Source organism: Pontibacter beigongshangensis (assembly GCF_014332515.1).
In the GTDB taxonomy this organism is placed as follows: Bacteria; Bacteroidota; Bacteroidia; order Cytophagales; family Hymenobacteraceae; genus Pontibacter; species Pontibacter beigongshangensis.
Window position 1 is genome coordinate 238,024 of sequence record NZ_VFSD01000004.1, and the last position, 20,886, is coordinate 258,909.

Below are 20,886 nucleotides of genomic sequence, written 5' to 3' on the forward strand. Positions count from 1 at the left end.
GCTGCTAAAAATGCTGCCCTCAAAAATTACTGTAGCTGAGGCAAGCTTTGCTACTTAAACCGGCAGGAGAGCAGGGTGATGTCGTCGTCGAACTTGGCTTCTTCGTTGTAGAGGTGGATCTCTTTAAGCAGTTGCAGGTGCAGGGTTCTGGAGCTGAGGAAGCGGTGCTTCTGCATGTACTTAATGGTGCCTTCAATGCCATATTCCTCCTCCGAGGCATCAAATATCTCGGTCAGGCCATCGGTGTAGCAGAACAGCACCGACCGCCTGGGCACTTCGATGGTGGTAACCGACATAAACGGCAGCACGTCGAACACGCCCAGCATGGTGCAGCCTTCGTTCAGGAGCCGGTGCGAATTGTCTTCGAACAGCAGGATCGGGGAGTTATGGCCCGCATTCACATAACTCAGCTGGCGGGTTTTGCGGTTGTAGATGGCCAGAAAGGCCGTGATGAACTTCTCGGCGATCGCATTGCGGTAAATCAGGTTGTTCAGCTCTGCTACCACCGTGTTCAGGTCCGAGACCTGCCGCAGAATGGTGCGCAGGCCCGCCTGGAAGTTAGACATCAGCAAGGAGGCCGGCACCCCCTTACCCGACACATCGGCCACGCAAAAAAGAAACTGGTCCTGGTCTATGTCGATAAAATCGTAGTAGTCTCCGCCGATAGAAGAGTGCGGAATATAACTGGCATGGATGGCCACATCCTTATCGTTGGGCAGCGCCTTGGGAAAGAGCATGGACTGCACCTCGCGGGCAATCTCTATCTCGCGCCGAATCGACTCCTGGGCCAGCCGCTGCCGGTTCATCTTGTGGTTCTCGATGGCAACGAGCATGATATTACTCACGGTCTGCAGAAAGTTGAGTGCCTCCAGGTTGTTGTAGTATGGCTGAATCTTTCCGATCATGACAAAGGCCAGTACCCGGCCATTGTGCAAAATCGGGATCACGATCTCGAAACCACGCCAGCGCCGCTCTACCTGCAGCTTCGAGATAAAGGTGATCTCCTTGAGGTTGATAATCTCCTCCGGCATTTCGCATTTCGTGAAATCCATTTCGGTACCATAGCAAATCTTGCACTCCCACGACTCGTCTTCCACAAACAGCACCAGCCGGTTTATCTGCAGCTGCGCCAGCAGCGTAAAGTGGTAAATCTTGTAGAGCGCACTCTCCGGCAGGTTTTCGTTGATGGCCTGCGTAATCTCCAGCAAAGCAGAAAGCTCCAGCTTCTTTAGTTGCAGCTCCTGCTGTGTGTTTGGTACAATGATCTCAGACATTGGCTAGCGGAATTTTAGGATCGTAGGCATCGCGCAGGCCGTTCCCCAGCAGGTTAAAGGCTAGCACGAGCAAACTGATACAAATACTCGGTAAAAGTACTAAATAGAGTCCAGCTCTGGCACCTATCAGCTGAAAACCTTCGTTCACCATCATGCCCCACGAGGGCGCAGGCGGTTGCACGCCAAGCCCCAGGAAACTCAACCCGGCTTCTACCAGAATGGCCGAGGCAAAATTGGCAGTGGCTATAACAATAAGCGGCCCGATAATGTTCGGCAACAGGTGGTTAAAAATTATTTTGAACTGCGAAACCCCCAGCACCTGGGCCGCCTCGATATAAGTTTTTTCCTTCAGGCTCAGGATCTGCCCCCGCACTACGCGTGCCACCTCTACCCACATGGTAAGGCCCACCGCCACAAAAGCCACCCACACGCCTTTGCTGTCCAGGGCCAGGCTGATGGCGATTACCAGCATGATACTTGGCACCGACCACACCACCGTCATCAGGAAGATCATCACCTTATCTACCCACCCGCCAAAATAGCCGCCCGTAGCCCCCACCGTAATGCCAATCACCAGCGATATCAGCACCGCCACAAACCCGATCCCCAGCGAAATGCGGGTTCCCAGGATCAGCCTGCTCAGCACATCGCGCCCGGCCTTATCGGTGCCGAGCCAGAAGGTTCGCTCCTCCAGGTGCTCCTGCCGGATGGCTGCTGCCATGGCTTCCGGGCTGTTGTATTGTGCTGGTTCTGCCAGTACTTCGGCCATGGCAAATACGCGCAATTGGTCGGCCAGGGCATTGTTGCTGCGCAAGGGCTGCACATACAGGCTGTCGCCTCTAAAGGAGACACTCTCCACCGGTAGCTCAGAGTAGGCAGCCGGCCGGCCGTAGAGAACAAAAGCTATCGGATTCACGTCAGGCACCATGGCCTCAGGGCGGGCCAGCTTCAGGATGGCAGTTGAAAAGCCGGGTGCCTTTTTCTGGACCTGCACCAGGCCATTGTTGGCATTGGGGGTGCTGTCGGGCATAAAGGCATAGCCTCCCAGCGCCACCAGCACGGCCAGCACAATAATGGCCAGGCCGGCCATGGCAGGCTTGTTGCGCAGCAGGCGTTGCCTGATGTAATAAGAGGGTGGCCTTGAAACCGAAGTCGATGAAACGGTGCCTGCCATTTAGATGGAGTTGTGCACGATCAGGCCAGCTTTGGTAGCCAGAAAGAAATATTCCCGGCAATGGTTGCTGAAAGTCTTCTCGTTGAACTCCTGCTCTGTGTCCGGATCGGGGTAGAAGATCTTGACATAGCCCTGCTCGATCAGCTTTTTCAGGCCGGCACAAAGCTCTTCATCAGTCAGCGAAAGCGTGCTTTTGAGGTCGGTGTAGGCGGTTACGAAATATAACTCGTCCAGTAAATCAAATTCGTTTTCACTCATGGGTTTCGGATTATGCGTCCTTTCCAGCTGTAGCGGCCAGTCAGTCCGTAAATGGCTGTGTAAATTACATAAGGTGTGTACACCAGCTGCAGCGGCAACATGTACACCAGAAAGCGTTTCCGGTTCAAAAAACTCAGAATGCGCTTTAAAAATAAGAAATCTATTCCAAACTTGATACTATATGCCCCTACTAATGCAGGATAGCTCATAATTCCGGCCCAAGCCAGCGGTACAGCCAGCAGCAGCAGCAGGTTAACCAGAAACACACTCAGCGCCACCAGCTGCACGTGCCATTCCTGGTATGATTTCCATTTGCTGGCCCACCTAACCCGCTGAGAAATAAAACTTTTCAGGCTTTTGCGCGCGCTGGTGTGCACCGTGGCCTGCGGGTTTTTTAGGAACAAAACGCTCCCCGGATACTGCCGGTTGATCTTGTGGAGCAGGAACTCATCATCGCCGGAGGCAATGCCTTCGTTTCCAGAAAAACCGCCTACCTGTTCAAAGGCCTCGCGGGTATAGGCCAGGTTGGCACCATTGCACATGTTTGGTTTGTTCAGTTGAATAGAGGCCGCTCCTATCCCGATAAGCGAAGCAAACTCCACTAATTGCATCCGCTCAAAAAGGCTGTGGGTTTGATGGAAGGAAACAGGACCGCTGATAAACTTTGGTTGCTGAGAGGCGAAAGCATACGCGAATGCCCTTAGCCAGCCCGGCTGCACCCGGCAGTCGCCGTCGGTAAACACCAGCAGCTCCCCTCCTGCCAGCTCCACCCCTTTCTGCACGGCCGCCTTTTTAAGTGTCAGCCCCTCATAATCGGCCAGGCGGATGAGGCGCAGGTGCAGTTTACCAGCTGCTTTGTATGCCTCCACAACCTGTTTGGTGCTGTCTTCAGAATGGTCGTCTACCACCAGTACCTCGAGCAGGTTTAGGGGGTACTGCTGCCTTTCCAGGTCCTGGAGCAGTTGCGGCAAGGCCCTCTCCTCGTTCCGGACTGGTATGATAACCGAAAGCCTGGTGGTGGGCACAAAGCCTGGCGGAATAACCTGCACCGGCAGTAGCTGCCAGGCATACCAGCGCCTCAAGATAATGTAGCCGTACACGGCCAGCGACAGGTACAGCAGAAAGGTCATCGGTTCTTTCCTTTCCGAAAGAATTTCACCCTGAAAACGAAGATCAGCCCGATGGCACTGGGCACGGCAATATTGAGCAGCCAGAGGCTGAGGCTGGCGCTGAGCACCTGCAGCCGCTCCTGCCCCAGCAACCCGAACAGGTACATGGCCGACAGCTCCCGCACCCCCAGGTCGGAGATGATAGTAACAGAAGGTGCCATGGATTTAAGAAAGAAGGTGCCAGAAACTCCGCTCAGGTACTGCACCAATGGCAGGCGCACCTGAAACAGATACAGGAGCAACACAAACTGCGTCAGAAACACCAGGTAGCGCCCCAGCGAGAGCCAGAGCAACCGGGTAACTTCGCGGGTGCTATAGCGGTTCATAATGGCCACGTAGCGCACCACCTTGCGCAGGGGCTGCACCGCAGCCACCAGCGCTACCATGGCGCGGGCATTATAGAGCAACAGCAGCATGGCTCCGTTCAGCGCCAGCAACAGCAGCACCACGCTCATGCACACTTCCGGGTAAAGGTGCCAGTAAAATTGAATGATAAAATAAAACAGCCCACCGGTGCCCACCAGCACCGTTGCCACCAGCTGGCTGAAACGGCCGATAAAGATGGCTCCGATGGCATCGAGGCGCTGCCGGCTCTTCAGCACCAGCACCCGTCCGGCATAGTCGCCGATGCGGTTTGGGGTGATAAATCCCAGCGTGAGCCCCACCATCACGGCTTTGTAGGCCCTTGTAAACGACATGCGCTCCACCTTGCTCCCGAGCAGCTGCCACTTGCGGGCCTCGAAACCCCAGTTAACCGGAATCAGGAGAGCAGTGAGCAGCAGCAGGTAACGCACAGGGCTGGCAAATGCCTCCCGCCAGATGCCTGCCCAGCTCAGAAGCGTATCCGGAGCGGCAAAAATCTGGCGGTATAAAAAGAAAAGCGTGAGCAGCAGCACGATAGCCTTGCCCAGGTATAAAAGGAACTTCCTGTTTGAAACAATGTTCAAGTTATTGTCTTAATTTTGCACCCTATGATTTCCACCCCCGCACTTCCGCCCCAAAAACTTATTCTTGGCATCGACCCTGGCACACAGGAAATGGGCTATGGCCTGATCGAGGTAAAGGGCTCTAAGGTGCTGGTGATCCAGTATGGGGTTATTCACCTGAAGAGCTACAGCAATCACGCCATCAAGTTAAAGAAAATTTTTGACCGCATGATACAGCTCATCGACGAGTACCTGCCCGACGAGCTGGCCATCGAGTCGCCTTTTTACGGCACCAACGTGCAGAGCATGCTCAAATTGGGTCGGGCTCAGGGGGTTGCTATTGCCGCTGCGCTATCGCGCGACATACCGTATGTAGAGTACGCTCCCAAAAAAGTAAAGCAATCGGTAACCGGAAACGGCAATGCCTCTAAAGAGCAGGTGGCCAGCATGCTGGTCCAGATCCTGAAAATAGATGCGGCTCCGAAGCTCTACGATGCCACCGATGCCCTGGCCGTGGCACTTTGCCACCATTACCAGAAAGGTAATAACGCAAAGTCCGGCACCAAATCCTGGAAAAGTTTCATGACTGACAATCCGGATAGGGTATTGGGGAAATGAGTACGGCTTCGCCTAATTAGAAATTCAAAATTAGAAATTAGAAATTTTTGTCGTGCGAAAAAAGGCCTCACGGCGTGCGCAGCTCCTGCGATCCCCTGAGGTAAGGCAGTGGCTACAGAGCAGTAATGATTCGAATCAACTCCTGTTCTGTAGCCTCTTTTCCTTTTGCGGTTGCGCTGTAACTGCTAAAACGCCCACAGGAGCCATACACGCAGCAAGGTTTACGCCATGCCAGATTATTTGAATTAAATAGGCCCTCCGGAGCATATTTATCTGCTGCTGCTGATTCCTGTAACATATTCAACAAAAGACCTCTCCTCTTTACCTGGAAGCGAACGCCTCTTCTGAGGTGGCTGTGGAACGGCTGTACTCCTCCTCATCCATTTCCAGGAGCAGGTTGGCCACCAAAGCCGTCCAGCCTGTCTGGTGAGATGCTCCTAAGCCCTGCCCGGTATCGCCGTTGAAGAACTCGTAAAAGAGGTGCAGGTCCTGAAAATGCTCATCTTCTGTGAACTCTGCATGGCCGGAATGGTAGCGGTATTTTCCGTTTTCGTCTTTGTCAAAAATCTTGAGCAGCCGCAGGGTCAGCTCGTTGGCGATTTGCTTCAGGTTGAGCTTGTTGCCCGAACCGGTTGGGAACTCGTACTGCTGTGAAGGCCCGTAAAACGTGTAGAATTTCCGGAGCGACTGTATGATCAGGTAGTTGAGCGGGAACCAGATAGGGCCGCGCCAGTTGGAGTTGCCTCCGAACATATACGATGAACTTTCGCCGGGCTCATACTTTATGACATGCTTGCCATGATGGTCGAACTCATAGGGGTGCTCCAGGTGATGCTTGGAGAGCGACCGGATACCGTAATCAGACAGGAATTCCGACTCATCGAGCAGCCTGGTCAGGAGGTGCTCCAGGCGGGGGCCGCGCATGATGGAGAGCATAAAGTCGCCGTTCTCGTTCTTCTCCTCGAAATGAGTTATCAGCGAGGCCAGGTCAGGGCGGGTGCGCATGATGTTGAGTACCCGTACCTTGAACTCGTAGGAATGGTCGAATATGGTCTTGCTGATCATCTCAACGGCAAACAGCGGAATAATGCCAACCAGCGAGCGGATCTTCAGCCTGTGCGTGCCGCCATTTTCGAACTGCACCACATCATAGAAGAACTGGTCTTCCTCGTCCCAAAGCGAAATTTTCCGGTCGCCGATGTGGTGCATGGCCCAGGCTATGTTCAGGAAATGACGGAAGAATTTGGCTGCCGACTCTTCGTAGGCAATGTTGTTGCCTGCCAGCTCCAGCGAGATGCGCAGCATGTTGAGCGAGAACATGGCCATCCAGCTGGTGGAGTCGGCCTGCTGCATATTCTTGATACCGGCCGGCATCTTGCTCCTGTCGAACACCCCGATGTTGTCGAGGCCCAGGAAGCCGCCCTCAAAGAGATCGGTGCCGTTTACGTCTTTGCGGTTTACCCACCACGTAAAATTCATCAGCAGTTTCTGAAACGCCCGCTCCAGGAAATCCAGATCTGGCACACCTGTTTTCTTCTTGTCTTTCTCATACACTTCCCAAACAGCCCAGGCGTGCACGGGCGGGTTCACATCGCTGAAGTTCCACTCGTAGGCCGGTATCTGACCGTTGGGGTGCATGTAGTATTCCCGCAGCATGAGCTGCAGCTGCTCCTTGGCAAACGCCGGGTCGATATGCACAAAAGAGGTGGCATGAAAGGCAAGGTCCCAGGCAGCATACCAGGGGTATTCCCACTTGTCCGGCATCGAGATAATATGCCTGTTGGTGAGGTGGTGCCAGTCGGCGTTCCGTTTTTTGAGCCGCTCAGGAGCCGGGTCGCCGGGTTCGCCATGCAGCCACTTGTACACATCCATGTAGTAGAACTGCTTGGTCCAGAGCAGGCCGCCCAGCGCGTTGCGCAGCAGTTTTTTGTGCTCCGGGTTAAAATTCCGGGGCGTTAGCTGCTTATAGTAGCTGTCTGTTTCAGCTGCCCGGTGGCTAAAGATGGCATCAAAATCTTCCCACGGCTGATGCAGGACTTTCTTGCTGAGCCTTACTTTAAAAACCTCGGAGCCCCCCGCAGCCACCTTCCTTTTGTACCAGACGGCGGCCTTGGTTCCGATCTTGTCAGGGTTTACGGTAGGCTGCCCTTTCAGCACGTAATCGTTAATCCCGTCTTTTACATACGGGAATTCGTTTGTAGCCTGGTAGATGCGCTGATTGTTTGTCTCGTTTTCGCAGAAAAGCTGCTCGCCTGGCTCGTGGTAAAAGTTCAGTTCCCAGTTTCTGGTAGAATAAGACCGGATGCAGTTATCCGCAATTGAAGACAGCTTTGGCCTTTTGTTTCTGAACCAGGGGTTATGCTTCCAATAGTTCCGGAACCAGAAGTGGGGCAACACATGGATCGTGGCCGCCTCGGGCCCTCGGTTGTGCACTGTCACCTTCAACAGGATATCATCCACATCAGCCTTGGCATATTCTATGTAGCAGTCGAAATAGCGGTTGTCTTTAAAGGCGGCGGTGTCGAGCAGTTCTACCTCAGGCTCCGTGCGCTCCTGCCTGTTTCTGTACACCAGCTCCTCGTAAGGAAAGGCGGCTTGCGGGTATTTGTAGAGGTATTTGGCATAGGAGTGGCTGGGCGAGGAATCCAGATGGAAATAGAGTTCTTTCACGTCTTCGCCATGGTTGCCCTGCTCATTGGTCAGCCCGAACAGCCGCTCTTTCAAGATCGGGTCGTTGCCATTCCAGAAGGCGGGTGCCAGGCACAGAATCTGCCTGTCGTCGCAAAAGCCGGCAATGCCTTCTTCTCCCCAGCGGTAGGCGATGCTCCGGGCTTTATCGTGGGTAATACAATTCCAGGCATCTCCAGCAAAGCTGTAGTCTTCCCTTACTGTTCCCCACTGCCGCTCCGTAAGATACGGCCCCCATTTTTTCCAACTCTTCTTACTCTCACCATTCAAAGCCGAGCTATTCGCTGTTTCACCGTTTACCATTGCACCTGATTAATTATAAATATCCGGTCCTGCTTATACAGCTGGATGTGTAGATGGCAGCAACCGAATGTCAAATTTACAATTATCAGGGAATTTTAATGAAATTATTATTTTATTGGCTCGAGTTTGTGGATGTTTTGGTAGCAAGGCAAGGTTTATTTATTAGCCAGCAAGGAATGGCCTGCGCTTTAACAATTTCCCGGAAAAACAATTTTTGCTTTTCGCCCACAGGTTCTGTTAAGAAGATGGATGCGATCGGGCATCAATTAAGCGCGAACACGGATGTTGCGGACATTTGCTGAACCGCCACCCTGGCAAGGGCTGTGAGCGCTGAGACAAACCAGATTATTTGAATGAAAACAGGCCTCCGGAGCTTATCTTGCTGGAAAAAGCAGGTCGCTGGTGCGAGCTTGCCGCTTGGATCAAGTGTTCCTTCAGGCTACAGCTTAAAAGAATTGACCCATAACACGCTGCTTTGCCCCTTTCTGGAAAGGCTTGATAGGAAAGTACGAGCGGCAAGCGCGCATCAGCGCAAAATTCAGGAAATAGAAGCCTTATTTATCCGTACAAGTTTAGCTCCGGAGGCATTTGCTGCTGCTGCTGCTGACGCTTGTATTGTGTGTTGCCCCATCCATCTCCGAATCCTCACAGCGCTAAACCCTCAACCCAACAAACAGCCATTACCGGGCAACCCGGCAGCCCCCGGATTATTTGAATGAAAAAGGCCCTCCAGAGGTTTGGCAGCAATGGCCCGGAACCAGTTGCCGCAGGGTGGTTTCTGTGGCTGCCGGTTACAAAAACCGGCCTCACACCTTATTTTTATGATCGGCTTTACGGTATACCCAGTAAAATATCTGTGGCAATACCGTCAGGGAGAGCACCATGCAGATCAGCAGGCCGCCTACGATCATAATGGCCAGGGGCTTTTGTATTTCTGAACCCATTCCGGTAGACAAAGCAGCTGGCAGCAATCCCATCGAGCCCATCAGGGCGATCATCACAATCGGGCGGACACGGCTATACACCCCAGTTGAGATGGCTTGGCGCAGGTTCATCCTGCGCATGTTCTCTTTCATGGCCGCAATCAGTATTATACTGTTGATGGTGTTCACCCCGAACAGAATAATAAAGCCGATACCGGCCGAGATGCCAAAGATGGTCTGGGTAATCCACAGCGACATAAAACCTCCAATGAACGCATAGGGTATGGTGCTTGCCGCAATCAGGGTATCTTTCATGGAGCCGAAGTTGAAGTACAGCAGGAACAGGATCAGCAGCAGCACGGCAGGCACAATTACGGCCAACTGCCTGCTGGCTCTCTCCTTGCTCTCAAATTCGCCGGCCCAAACCATTTTGTTGGCTTGCGGCAGGGTCACGTTGTTTTCTACCTTGGTTTTTGCCTCGGCAATGGTGCTGCCCAGGTCCCGGCCCTCGATGCTAAAGCCTACCGCGATGTACCTGCTGCTGCCTTCCCTGTAAATAAAAGTGGGGCCCGTCATAAATTCAATGTTCGCAATTTCGCGCAACGGAATTTTTCTGCCATTCATGGCAGGAATCAGGATTTCACCGATTTTCTGCTCATTATCGCGGTACTCTTTCTGGAAACGGATACGGACGTCAAACATTCTTTCGTTTTCGTAGAAGGAGGTGGCCGCCCTGCCGCCAATGGCCATCTCTACAACCGCCTGCGCTTCCGCCATCGACACGCCATATTTCCCCATCTTCAGCTCATCCAGCGAAATCCGCAGCTCAGGCAGGCCAATATTCCGGTACACATTTATGTCTGTAATTCCGTCAATATCCCGGATATTGTCTGCCACCAGGTCTGCATAATCTTCCAGTTCAAACAGGTCCTCGCCAAATATTTTTATAACCAGCGGACTCTTCACCCCGGCCACGTACTCCTCCACGTTATCCTGAATAGGCTGGCTGAATCCGAATACGATCCCCGGATACATGCCCAGTTCGCGGCGCATTTCATCTACCAGGTTATCTTTACTGATGCTGCGTTTCCACTCTTTTTCAGGATAGAGCTGAATGTGAAATTCTATATTGAAGAATCCGGTAGGGTCTGTTCCGTCGTTTGGCCGGCCGGTCTGCGTCAGCACAAACTTCACCTCTTCATACTCCCTTATCCTGTTTTTCATTTCCTTCGAAAGCCGAACCGACTCTTCCAGGTTCACGCTGTTGGGGAGTGTTGCCCGCACATACAAGGCGCCTTCGTTCAGTTTCGGGATAAACTCCGTTCCGTAAAACATAAAGCTGGCAGTGCACAAGGCCAGCAGCGCTGCAAAGCCAATTATAGTCAGTCTGCTACTCCGGTTGCTCCATAAAAAGAGTTTGAACAGGTTGTTCCGGAAAAAACGGGAGATGAAATTTTCCCGCTCTACAATATCCCTCTTTAGCAGCACCTTGATCAGGGCGGGCACATAGGTAATGCTCAGAATTAGCGACCCGAGCAAGGCATACCCAAGCGTGAAGGCCAGGGGTGAGAACATTTTGCCTTCCACTTTCTGGAAAGAAAAGATCGGCAACAAGGCGATGATCAGGATTATCTGGGCAAAAACAATGTAGGTGGCCACGCTTCCGGCGCTTTTCTTTATCAGGCCCATTTTACCCATCCGGTTGAACCTGGCCATGCCGAGGTGATGCGCTTTTTTCTCCATGGCCACAAAAACCGTTTCCACAATTACCACGGTGCCCTCCAGCAATAAGCCGAAATCTATGGCTCCCATCGAGATCAGGTTGGCCGGCAAGCCCTGAATGCGCAGCATAACCAGTGCGAACAGGAATGAAAGCGGAATAACGGAAGCCACAATGACAGTTGTGCGCCAATTGAACAGGAAGATGAACACAATAATGGAAACCAGCAGGATCCCTTCTATCAGGTTTTTACTTACGGTGCTTACGGTTGCATTCACCAGCTCCGTGCGGTCAATAAACGGCTCGATTTTTACATCTTTGGGTAAGATCCGTTCGTTCAGGTCCGTAATTTTTTCCTTCAGCCTGGCAATGACGTCTCCCGGATTTTCTCCTCGCAGCATCAGCACAACGCCCTGCACCAGATCGTCCTCATCCTGCAAACCAACCTGCCCTAACCTTGGCTTGGCAGTCACCTTTACCTCGGCTACATGCTTTACCAGAATAGGGGTCGATCCTCTTACTTCAATCAGGATATTTTCAATGTCTGCGGTGCTCTCCAGCAGCCCCACGCCACGTACCACATAGGCCTGCGGCCCGCGTTCTATCACATCGCCGCCTACGTTAATATTGGTTTTAGAAACTGCTTCAAACACTTCTAAAGGCGACAAGTCGTAATTAGCCAGTTCTGTCGGGTTAATTTTAATTTCGTAGATCTTTTCTTCGCCCCCAAAACTCACCACATTGGCTACCCCCGGCACCGAAACCAGCTCGCGCTCAATTACCCAGTCCTGTATGGCGGTCAGTTCTTTTATGGGCCGGCTGCTTTTAATCACATAGCGAAAGATTTCGCCAGTGGCTCCAAACGGCGGCTCAATCTCCGTATCAGCACCCTGTGGCAAATCGATTCCCTGCAGCCTGTTGGCCGCGTACTGCTGGGCGTAAAAATCGTCCACGCCATCCTCAAAAATCACCGTGACCACCGACAGGCCAAAAAGCGAAATAGAGCGGACTTCGGCTTTTTTAGGAATGGTGTTCATCTCCTTCATAATCCGGAGCGTCACGAACTTCTCCACTTCTTCGGCACTGCGGCCCGACCATTGCGTAATGATTCGTGCGCGGGTATTGGTTACATCCGGAAATGCTTCGATGGGGGTATTCAGCAGACTGATTATCCCTACCACTACCAATAAGGCAGTTAAAAAGAAAACAATGATGGAATTCTTTAAGGAAAATGCTACAATACCCTGAACAAACTTCTGCATCTGAATTTAGTTTTGTAAGTTTTTGATTTGTTCATAGATAAGCAGGTGGTTTTGAGAGATAATTTCTTCCCCCTCCTGCAAACCGCCGGATAGAAAAGCTGCACCATTGCTTTTGGCTATAATATCGACCGATCTTATCTCAATGTCGCAATCGCCTTTATACACCATTACATAGTTTTGGCTATTATTAAACACCAGGGCTGCTGCTGGAATACTCAATGCTTCTTTGCTGATTTGCTTCAGCGCGGTAACATCCACTATCATTCCAGGCTTCAGTTTCAGGTTTTTGTTCTGCAGCACTACCCTGGCCTTCAATACCCTGGCTTCGGCATCCAGCACCTGCGAGATGGCAGCAATTTCGCCGGTAAACACCTCATCCGGGTAAGATAGCGTGCTGATGTTTACTTTCATTCCTGATTCAATGTGCATCACGTTGGAGGCATACACGTTTACCTGTATCCAGACTTCGCTCAGGTCAGAGATGGTGAACAAAGGCGGGTCGCCGGCTGAGATCTGCATGCCGGAGGTAATACTCTTGGACGTGATGATACCTGTGGAGGGCGCTTTTATCTGGAAGACTTCGTTCCGGGGGCTGGCGCTGAACAAGCTCAGGTTTGCTTTTATTTTTTCTAAGGAGGCTCTTAGCACGTCCAGTTCGCTTTCTGCTTCCATCAGATCCCTTTCTGAGGCAATGCCATCATCAAACATGGATTGTACAGACTGGCGTTTTTTCTCTGCTACCCTCATTTGCGAAGCGGTGGTTCTGGCTTGCGATTGCAGGTCTGCGAGTTCAGCACTTCTCAGCTCTGCCAGTACCTGGCCCCTGGTTACTTTATCTCCCAACGAAAACCGGGTATTTGTCACCACGCCGCTTACCAGGCTTACAAAGTGCACTACTTTGTCAGGGTTGGGCTCTACCACGCCGGCAAGCGGAATACCTTCTGTTATGGACTGCATTTCGGGTTTCTCCAGACTGATTTTCGATTTAAAGCTTTCGGGCAGGCAGTAGCGCTCAGGCTCTGTGGCAGGCTGCCGGGCTTCCGGCGTGCTGCAACTGTTAAAAAGCAAGGCCAGCAGCAGGCAGCGGATCAGTATTGGTTTCAGGGTAGGTTGGTTCATGTTGGTTATGTTTCTATTTAATCAGATCCGTTCCGAAAGAGTAATTCAGTTCCTCTGTCTTCTCATTCACTTCTTTAGCCGCTTCCAGCATTATCTTCTTGTTTTCCAGGTAGGCATCCATAAAATCGAGGTACTCCAGCAGGCTGATGTTTCTTTGAGAGAAATTTTTGGTGTAGCTAGTCAGCAGGGCATCAAGCGTAGATTCGAATCCGGGTTCTATCTCTTCCAGAAAGTCGAGGGCGTGCATCAGGTTTTGGTAGGAGAGCATAACTTCATTTTCGATGGTCACTGTTTTTTGCTGGAAAAGTGTTCTGGCCTGTTCTATGCCTAGTTGCGCCTGTTTTATCCGCCCCTGGTTCCGGTTAAAAAAAGGCAGGTCCATCGCCACCCCGAAGCCAACAAAATTATACATGAAGTTGCCGCCTCTGTCGTAAGAGCCCTTTAGTGTAAGGTCTGGCGTGCGCTGTGCTTTTTCGTAACTATACAATCTGTTGAAATAGCTCTCTTCCAGTTGCGCCAGTTTGTAATCGGGCCGGTGCTCTTTGGCCTGCTCCATTAGGTGGTTCAAAGCCAGCTGCCGCAGTGGTTGCGTTTCTTTTAAGTAGCCCTCGGCTGTTATTTCTAATTGCGTTGTGGCGGGCAAGCGCATCAGCAGTTTCAGTTCTTTCTGCGATTCGTTTATTTCTTTCTGAAGTTCATTCAGATTTCTGGCTATTTCCAGTTCAAGGGCTTTTAACCGGATATACTCACCCTGCGGCACATGGCCCAGTTGCACCTGCCTTTGGTAGGCGTCGGTAAGCTGCCTGATGGCCTGGCGTTGATCTGAATAGATGTTACGGCTGAGTTGCAGGTATTGCAGGTTGGTAAGCTGGTTCCGGAATTCTATTTTCAGGTTCCGCAGCAGATCCTCAAAATATTGCCTCGACTGTTCCACACCCACCTGTTCCAAGGCCACCAGCTTTTTACGTTTCCCGGCTGTAAGCACAAGTTGCTCAATAGAAAGCGCCAGTTGCTGGTTTCGCCCGAAACTTCCGCCGTTAAACCCCTGCAGCTCATCCCCGAAAACATTCAGCTGCCTTTGGGTGGCCCATAGGTTTACTTCGTCAATTTCGAGGGTGGGGTTTGGCCAGCGTCTGGCCTGCAGCACGAGGGCCTCGGCCTGTGAGATCTGCAATTTTTCGGCAACCAGCAGCAAGTTCTCTCTCAGGAAAACAGCTTCGGCCTGTACACGGCTTACCCGTAGGGTATCCTGTGCGCTTGCTGTTAGAGAAAATAGAAGTAGAATGAGAAGGAGTTGCCCTGCCTTGATACTGTTCATTGGTGCACCATCTTACGTGAGGTGCAAAGCTCAGGACTACAACCTTAAAAAGACCTTAAAACAGATAAATTTTAGCTTAAAGGGAAGCTGAGTTCAAACACATTCAGCTGCGGGGCAGGGTTGGCATAGGTAATGGTTGCCTGATGCAGCGCTACAATCCGGTTGGTCAGCACCAGGCCGAGGCCGAAGCCAATTTTGCCCTGGCTGTTGCTGCCCCTGAAAATATGGCCAAACAGAAACTTTTCTTCTTCCCTGGTTATAGGGTTGCCGGTATTGATGATCTGAATTTTAAGCGCATGCTGCGAGGAACAGTCCAGCACAACTTTAGCTTTTGGAGCTGTGCTGTAAGCAATGCAGTTGGTCAGTAAATTCTGCAGCGCCTGCCTCACAAGTATCTGGTTGATATTTATAATGAGCCTGTTCTCGTCCATTTCATCCGGCACATAGTTTACTTCAAAATAAAAATCCGGGTGAATAATGTTTAGCTCTTCTATGGTGTCGAAAATCATTTCATCGATCCTGGCGGGCTGTTTTCGGATCTGCTGCCCCGATTCGATTTTAGAGATTTCAAGCAGCACATTAATGATGTTGCCTAAGGATTTGGTCTTGACAAGCTGGTTCTCGATGCCCGGTTTCATCTCCTCCACCGTTTCATACTTATGAATTTTCTCGAGCTCCGACACTAAGACGGCGATCGGTGTTTTTAGTTGGTGAGAGATGTGGTGAATAGTGTGTTTCTGGAAGGTAAAGGCATCGTTGGTCCTTTTGATCAGCTCATTAAACCGCTGGGTGAGCTGACTGAGTTCATAAGAGGAGGTTTCGAGGGGTATTTCGTTTACTTTTTCGCTGCTAAGGTCAAACTTGTTCAGGTTTTCAGCCAGCGCTGTTATAGGCTTCGAAATTTTGCTGGAAAGTAGCAGCGACACGAGGATAACGATAACGGCCGTGGCTATAAACAAGGCGATCAGCACATTGCGTAAGAAGCTCATATTGGTGTACCCGACCGCATCGTAGGCCTTGCTGAGCGCGTAGAAGCTGCTCTGGTTATGTTCGTAGTAAACGCCTACAATATCGTACCGTCCTTCTTTGGTTTCGATCCATCTGTTTGCCGGCGAAAGTTTGTTTAGCATCGAAGGGTAATCGGCAATAACCAGGTCGTCGAGACTGGAAAATATTAGGTTCTTCTTGGAATCGAATATGAGCAGTTTCTCATCATAAAAATCGTGTATGGTGAGTTCGTCCATAATATTGGCCAGGTTCTCACTCATTTGGGTATATTCGGCCAGAAACTTGATGGTATAGGCGATCTTATCTTTTTGCTGCTTTTGAAACTCTTCTTCGCGGTACTCCGAAAACAGGATGTAGATAATGATAAACGAGACTGCGGTGAGGGCAATGACGGTGGTAGAAAAATAAATAATTATCTTATTCCTGATTTTCATTTTACATCCAGGTAATAGCCATAGCCCACCTTGGTTTTGATAGTATTCTTGGCGAAGGGCTTATCTAACTTTTTTCTTAAAAAGTTCACGTACACTTCCACGGTATTGGTGTTGGCGTCAAACGAACTCCCCCAAATTTCCTTTATCAGATCCGCTTTCGAAACAATTTCACCATTCTTTTTCATCAGTTTCAACAGAATCTGATATTCCCTCGGTGTCAGGGCAATTTCAGTGCCCTGCCTGAAAACCTTTTTTGTAGCGTCATGCAGGGTGATATCGTCCGCAATCAAGGTCGAGCTGTCGGCCGTGGTGGCAGTTGCCTGGTTGGTTCGCTTGATCAGCGACTGCACCCGTAAGGTAAGCTCCCGCATATAGAATGGTTTTGTCAGGTAGTCGTCGGCCCCACAGGCAAAGCCCTGCACCTTGTCTTCCAGCTCACCAAACGCCGTCAGCATCAGGACGGGCGTCGTCATGTTAAAATTCCGATAGTCCTTGCAGAGGTCATAGCCATTTTTGCCGGGCAGGTTAATATCCATTATGATGCAGTCGAAATCGCTCTTCTTTAATAACCTTTCTGCCAGCAAACCGTCATAGACACATTCAACCACCAGGTTTTCGGCCGTTAGCGCCTCCTTTATGTTTTTACTTAAGGTCGGGTCGTCTTCTATCACCAATACTTTCATGCCTGTAAAACTATGGGTTGTGTAAATTATTGTTTTTGGTGCGGATGCTGCTTTCTCTTATCGACTTTTTCAGGGATGATGCCTTTTATGGCAGGTTATCTGTTCTGCCGCCAATTATTTGAATGAAAATGCCCCTCCAGAGTTTTCTTAGACACAAGACACAGGATGTATGACACAGGACTTTCTAAGGGTGAATGGCTAAAAATCTCATTTTTAATTCTTCTAATTGAGAAATCAGCATATTAGCACATTAATCCATTAACACATTAGCACATTAAACCATCAGCACATTAAACTAAATAATTCTAATGAAAATGGCCCTCCAGAGGCTTTGCTGCTGCTGCTCTTCCAGGCTTATCAGGTGATCACGGCCGGCTCCTTCAGCTAAACGGGATACCTCGTATCGGGCTGGAACCAGACTACCGGTTTGTTTTCTTTGGGATAAAGCTTATTTTCCCGTCTCCTTCCACATACGCCGACTTAATGTCATTGATATCTTCTATGCCCTCTATCCGGAGGTGATCCATCAGCTCTGCTTCCGTCAGGTACTCTCGGCGCATGTTGCGCCGAAGCAATTTCCCATCCTTAATTATTTGTAAAGGCGGGGCAGAAACAAACTTTTCTACCAACGGGCTATAGAAACTTAGCACGTTTACCAAATAGTTGCACAGCATTAAGGTCCCTATCACGATGAAGCCTTCGGTAATAGTCGAAAAGCCGCCTAAAGAATGCGTGGCTGCCTCGGCAATTAAGAGCACAAAAATCAGGTCCATAATAGCCAGTTCTCCTCCTGTTCTGCGGGGCAAGAGGCGGATTAGAAGCAAAATACCTAAGTAGATAACCGCACCTTTTATGATAAGCTCTAAAACAGAGACTTCAACCCGGAAGAGCTCCTTCAAATCGAGGGATAATATGATTAATTCCATGTGTTTTAAATCTCTTCAGGTTGTTCCAGTTCCCATAAAAATCAGCTCAAGGCCCCCTCCCAAGCTCTCTTAGATGTTTTTAGGAAGCCGTATTTTATAGGCCTAGCAGGTTCCCGGGCCTTCCATCTTCCTGCATATCGAATGGAGCGTGCTTTTTACTTTCCTTAAGCCTCTCTCCTGCTGTAGCCACCTGTCTGAATCTGCTGTGCTTATACAGCTATGATCGGCATATTGTTTTTTGTTGCGGCCTGAAGAATTCATTTTGACGGCAGGAAACAGCCTTGCCAGAAATCGCACGTTTGTTAGGGTACGAATGGATCAGGACAGGTGGTGCAGCAAGAGGAAGCGCTATCGTATCAGAAATAGGATAATTCCCCTCGAATAAATACATTGATGCAACAAGACATTTCCGCTACCATGGCTCTGGCACCACTGTAGGAGTTTAAGTTTACTTAGCAGGCTCCTCCCATTTTATTTTCAGAAAGGTTTGATGCTTGTAAATCTGCGATAAAGCCTATCTGCCATAATCTCTAATTTTGAATTTCTAATTTTTAATTAGAAGGAGCACCAGGCTCGTAAATGAGTTGCACTACACCAGATCTGAATTTGTTTACTTCTAGTAGTTTGAGGTTTAACCTTCTCTGCATGTTTTCAAACAGGGGTTTGCCTGTTCCTAATACCGTCGGGTGAACAGAGATACGGTAAATGTCAATCAGGCCTTGGTCTATAAAAGAAGTGATCAGTTTTGCGCCGCCATATAACCATATATCCTTACCGTCCTGTCGTTTAATTTCGGCAACCGTAGCAGCTATGTCAGAGTTGACAAAAGCAGCAGCGCTGTCCTGCCGCTCCTGACTAGAGAAAACCACTTTCTCTTTAGCGTGAATTTCTGCCCAAAAAGACTTCTCGGTTGCATCAGAATCCATCGTTGGCTGAAAATTTCCCCAGGTGTCGTAGCTCACTCTGCCATAGAAAATGGTGTCGATACCTGAAAGAAAACCGCTGAAGTCCATATCATCGTCCATGATACACCAATCCACTTCTCCGTTTGGCCCTTCAATAAATCCGTCGAGGGACATTGCTAAATCCAGGATTACCTTTCTCATATTATTTATTTTTATTTACCCTACTGAACACCTGCCAATAAGGTTCACCTGCTCTTGCTTCGTCAAATTAAAAATTAAAAATTATGGAACATAGACTTTGTGGCGGCTTTACAAGCCTTAAACCTTTCTGAAAATAAAATGGGAGGTGCACTATTTATTCATGCTGGAGCGGCTGTGGAAAAAGAATATACAGTAAGGTATCGCCCATATGCCCGGTTTGCCCTAAGAGCCTGCAAAAATGGTCTCCAAGCTGAGGGTGCGGGCAAACTATCTTTATCTGAGGCTCTTCTGCAAATATAAGAGCAGGTATTCCGGCAAAGCAGGGTTATTTTAGTGGTTGTGCTTATGGTATCGTTTAGTTTTGTGTTATGAAAGAAACATAGCTTTATGCAAGCCTGGCTACCCGGCTCGTAAAATCTTCTCCATCTTCCTGCCTTTCGCTAATTCATCCACCAGCTTGTCCAGATACCTTACCTGTTGCGTCAGCGGGTTTTCGATTTCTTCTACCCGGTAGCCACAGATCGAACCTGTTATCAGTCGGGCGTTGGGGTTTAAGGCCGCATTCTGAAAGAAGGTTTCAAATGTTACTTTTTCTGCAATGAGTTCCTGCAGCTTTTTGTCAGCATAGCCTGTCAGCCACTCTATAACCTGATGCAGTTCTTCTTTCGTGCGGCCTTTCTTCTCGACTTTTGTAAGATAATGTGGATACACGGAGGCAAATGTCATATTGGCAAAGCGCTCATCGTGCTTGTTTGAGTTGTTCATGGTAGCTATGACTAACGGTTATATTAGGCCCTGTACGCGGCTGGCCGAGTGTGGAGGCTGTGCAGGGTTACCCGAAGTAGCTTTATTCTTTTTTAAATACTACCAGGGTATGGTCTTCCCCCTCCAACTCTTCTTCAATTATTTGAGAAATTACTTCCCAGTTGCCACCTGCAAGACCAGCTCCAATGGCAGGATAAGCCATACTTAATCCAGAGAAGTTCTCTTTTATTTCTTTAAATGCTGAACGTATAGCTTCATAGTCTGCCTTTACGCCTGCGCCCCTCCAATTGTACTGCGTATAGGCATTTACAACTTTCAAATTTTTACCGTTCACAATTATGTCTGCGCTGCTGATAGAGCCAAGTTTTAACTTATCTCCCTTTACAGTTGCTAAATCAGCCTTGTACGCTTCAGGAAACTCTTGCTTTATTGTTTTGGCTATTCCTGCTCCCATTGCACAAAAACAATTACAGCCATGAATAATGAGGTCAAATTCATTTCTTAAAGCTTTCTTAACTAAGTCTCCTTTAACTGTTTTCATGATTCCTATTAAGGGTAACGGTTTTAGCTAAAAAGAGCCTTAGTTCTTTTTAGATGTGGTTCTCATTTGTTTTTTATTTTCGTTTAATATCCACATTTTGTATTCTCTCGAAATCAGGAGTATTAGATTTATAATACAGATTATCAAAGCTTATTGCTGATTTACCTTCTTCTAGTTCAGATTTTACATATGCTGTCAGTTGTTCTTCACTATCATGAGCAAGTCCATAATAGTCAAAGGAAACAATGCTGCTTTTTTGAAACTCACTAATAATTGCAAACATTTTCTGATGGGCAGCTCCTAAATCTTTGATTCTGATATCTGGTTTAAGTCCTAGGTATGAAAGTTTTCCTTTAACAGCTTCTGGGCTTAGCTTAAATTCATTTTCTAAAAAACTGCCTAGTGTGATAGGCTTAATGAAGTCAAACAAACTTCTTTTAACCCGTAATGGGCAAATCTTTATTACTTCTTTACCACTGTGATTAATTTGAATTTTCTCAATCATCTTCTTTGGCTCCCAATAAACATTGATGTCAGTTTCAGATTGTGGAACAACCTCAACCCAAAATCTCACCATCTCTCCTTTACTTAACGTAAATGCAGGAACCTTAAAGTTATTTATGTCAAATCCATTATTTTGTACTAGCATCTTACTTCAAATTAATGAGAAC

Annotated in this window: 19 protein-coding genes; 3 read left to right on the plus strand and 16 right to left on the minus strand. The window is 49.2% G+C overall.

The window, feature by feature from the left end; genetic code table 11:
• Positions 1–50: 50 nt before the first annotated feature.
• From FJM74_RS05895 to FJM74_RS05915, 5 genes are read right to left on the minus strand one after another with little or no spacing between them, the layout of a single operon-like run.
• Positions 51–1,274: a PP2C family protein-serine/threonine phosphatase gene (locus tag FJM74_RS05895; protein WP_187261642.1), complete on the minus strand. Its 1,224-nt coding sequence runs from the start codon at positions 1,272–1,274 to the stop codon at positions 51–53.
• A complete protein-coding gene (locus tag FJM74_RS05900; RefSeq protein ID WP_187261643.1) occupies positions 1,267–2,448 on the minus strand; it encodes an ABC transporter permease in 1,182 nt (393 codons plus the stop codon). The genes FJM74_RS05895 and FJM74_RS05900 overlap by 8 nt, the downstream gene beginning before the upstream one ends.
• Positions 2,449–2,706 (minus strand): hypothetical protein, encoded by a 258-nt coding sequence (locus tag FJM74_RS05905; protein ID WP_187261644.1) that lies wholly within the window; start codon positions 2,704–2,706, stop codon positions 2,449–2,451.
• On the minus strand, positions 2,703–3,836 hold the full coding sequence (locus FJM74_RS05910; RefSeq protein WP_187261645.1) for a glycosyltransferase family 2 protein: 1,134 nt from the start codon (positions 3,834–3,836) through the stop codon (positions 2,703–2,705). The genes FJM74_RS05905 and FJM74_RS05910 overlap by 4 nt, the downstream gene beginning before the upstream one ends.
• A complete protein-coding gene (locus FJM74_RS05915) occupies positions 3,833–4,822 on the minus strand; it encodes a lysylphosphatidylglycerol synthase domain-containing protein (protein WP_187261646.1) in 990 nt (329 codons plus the stop codon). Before FJM74_RS05915 ends, FJM74_RS05910 begins: the two co-directional genes overlap by 4 nt.
• A gap of 24 nt (positions 4,823–4,846) precedes the next feature.
• Here FJM74_RS05915 and ruvC point away from each other — a divergent pair, with 24 nt between their 5' ends.
• Positions 4,847–5,419, plus strand: a complete 573-nt coding sequence (gene ruvC, locus FJM74_RS05920; RefSeq protein WP_187261647.1) for a crossover junction endodeoxyribonuclease RuvC — start codon at positions 4,847–4,849, stop codon at positions 5,417–5,419.
• A gap of 321 nt (positions 5,420–5,740) precedes the next feature.
• On the opposite strand, the gene FJM74_RS05925 is transcribed toward ruvC, so the two are convergent.
• Positions 5,741–8,377 (minus strand): MGH1-like glycoside hydrolase domain-containing protein, encoded by a 2,637-nt coding sequence (locus FJM74_RS05925; protein ID WP_317175537.1) that lies wholly within the window; start codon positions 8,375–8,377, stop codon positions 5,741–5,743.
• An 86-nt stretch (positions 8,378–8,463) separates the two neighbouring features.
• Between FJM74_RS05925 and FJM74_RS05930 the strand changes: the two genes are divergently transcribed.
• Positions 8,464–8,712, plus strand: a complete 249-nt coding sequence (locus tag FJM74_RS05930; RefSeq protein WP_187261649.1) for a hypothetical protein — start codon at positions 8,464–8,466, stop codon at positions 8,710–8,712.
• A gap of 51 nt (positions 8,713–8,763) precedes the next feature.
• Positions 8,764–9,129: a hypothetical protein gene (locus FJM74_RS05935; RefSeq protein WP_187261650.1), complete on the plus strand. Its 366-nt coding sequence runs from the start codon at positions 8,764–8,766 to the stop codon at positions 9,127–9,129.
• 87 nt (positions 9,130–9,216) lie between these two features.
• On the opposite strand, the gene FJM74_RS05940 is transcribed toward FJM74_RS05935, so the two are convergent.
• From FJM74_RS05940 to FJM74_RS05985, 10 genes are all read right to left on the minus strand, one after another.
• Positions 9,217–12,315 carry an efflux RND transporter permease subunit gene (locus FJM74_RS05940; protein ID WP_187261651.1) on the minus strand — a complete coding sequence of 1,033 codons (3,099 nt, stop codon included), beginning with the start codon at positions 12,313–12,315 and terminating at the stop codon, positions 9,217–9,219.
• A 6-nt stretch (positions 12,316–12,321) separates the two neighbouring features.
• Positions 12,322–13,434: an efflux RND transporter periplasmic adaptor subunit gene (locus FJM74_RS05945; protein WP_187261652.1), complete on the minus strand. Its 1,113-nt coding sequence runs from the start codon at positions 13,432–13,434 to the stop codon at positions 12,322–12,324.
• 13 nt (positions 13,435–13,447) lie between these two features.
• Entirely contained in the window at positions 13,448–14,752 is a 1,305-nt protein-coding gene (locus tag FJM74_RS05950; RefSeq protein ID WP_187261653.1) for a TolC family protein, read from the minus strand.
• A gap of 71 nt (positions 14,753–14,823) precedes the next feature.
• Positions 14,824–16,194: a sensor histidine kinase gene (locus FJM74_RS05955; RefSeq protein WP_187261654.1), complete on the minus strand. Its 1,371-nt coding sequence runs from the start codon at positions 16,192–16,194 to the stop codon at positions 14,824–14,826.
• Entirely contained in the window at positions 16,191–16,877 is a 687-nt protein-coding gene (locus tag FJM74_RS05960; protein ID WP_187261655.1) for a response regulator transcription factor, read from the minus strand. The genes FJM74_RS05955 and FJM74_RS05960 overlap by 4 nt, the downstream gene beginning before the upstream one ends.
• Positions 16,878–17,296: 419 nt before the next feature.
• Complete coding sequence (locus tag FJM74_RS05965) at positions 17,297–17,803, minus strand: DUF421 domain-containing protein (protein ID WP_187261656.1); 507 nt, start codon at positions 17,801–17,803, stop codon at positions 17,297–17,299.
• Between the two features lie 551 nt (positions 17,804–18,354).
• Entirely contained in the window at positions 18,355–18,909 is a 555-nt protein-coding gene (locus tag FJM74_RS05970; protein ID WP_187261657.1) for a dihydrofolate reductase family protein, read from the minus strand.
• Between the two features lie 399 nt (positions 18,910–19,308).
• Entirely contained in the window at positions 19,309–19,674 is a 366-nt protein-coding gene (locus FJM74_RS05975) for a DUF2200 domain-containing protein (RefSeq protein WP_187261658.1), read from the minus strand.
• Between the two features lie 82 nt (positions 19,675–19,756).
• Positions 19,757–20,215, minus strand: a complete 459-nt coding sequence (locus FJM74_RS05980; RefSeq protein ID WP_187261659.1) for a macro domain-containing protein — start codon at positions 20,213–20,215, stop codon at positions 19,757–19,759.
• Positions 20,216–20,288: 73 nt separating this feature from the next.
• A complete protein-coding gene (locus tag FJM74_RS05985) occupies positions 20,289–20,864 on the minus strand; it encodes a hypothetical protein (protein WP_187261660.1) in 576 nt (191 codons plus the stop codon).
• Positions 20,865–20,886 lie beyond the last annotated feature (22 nt).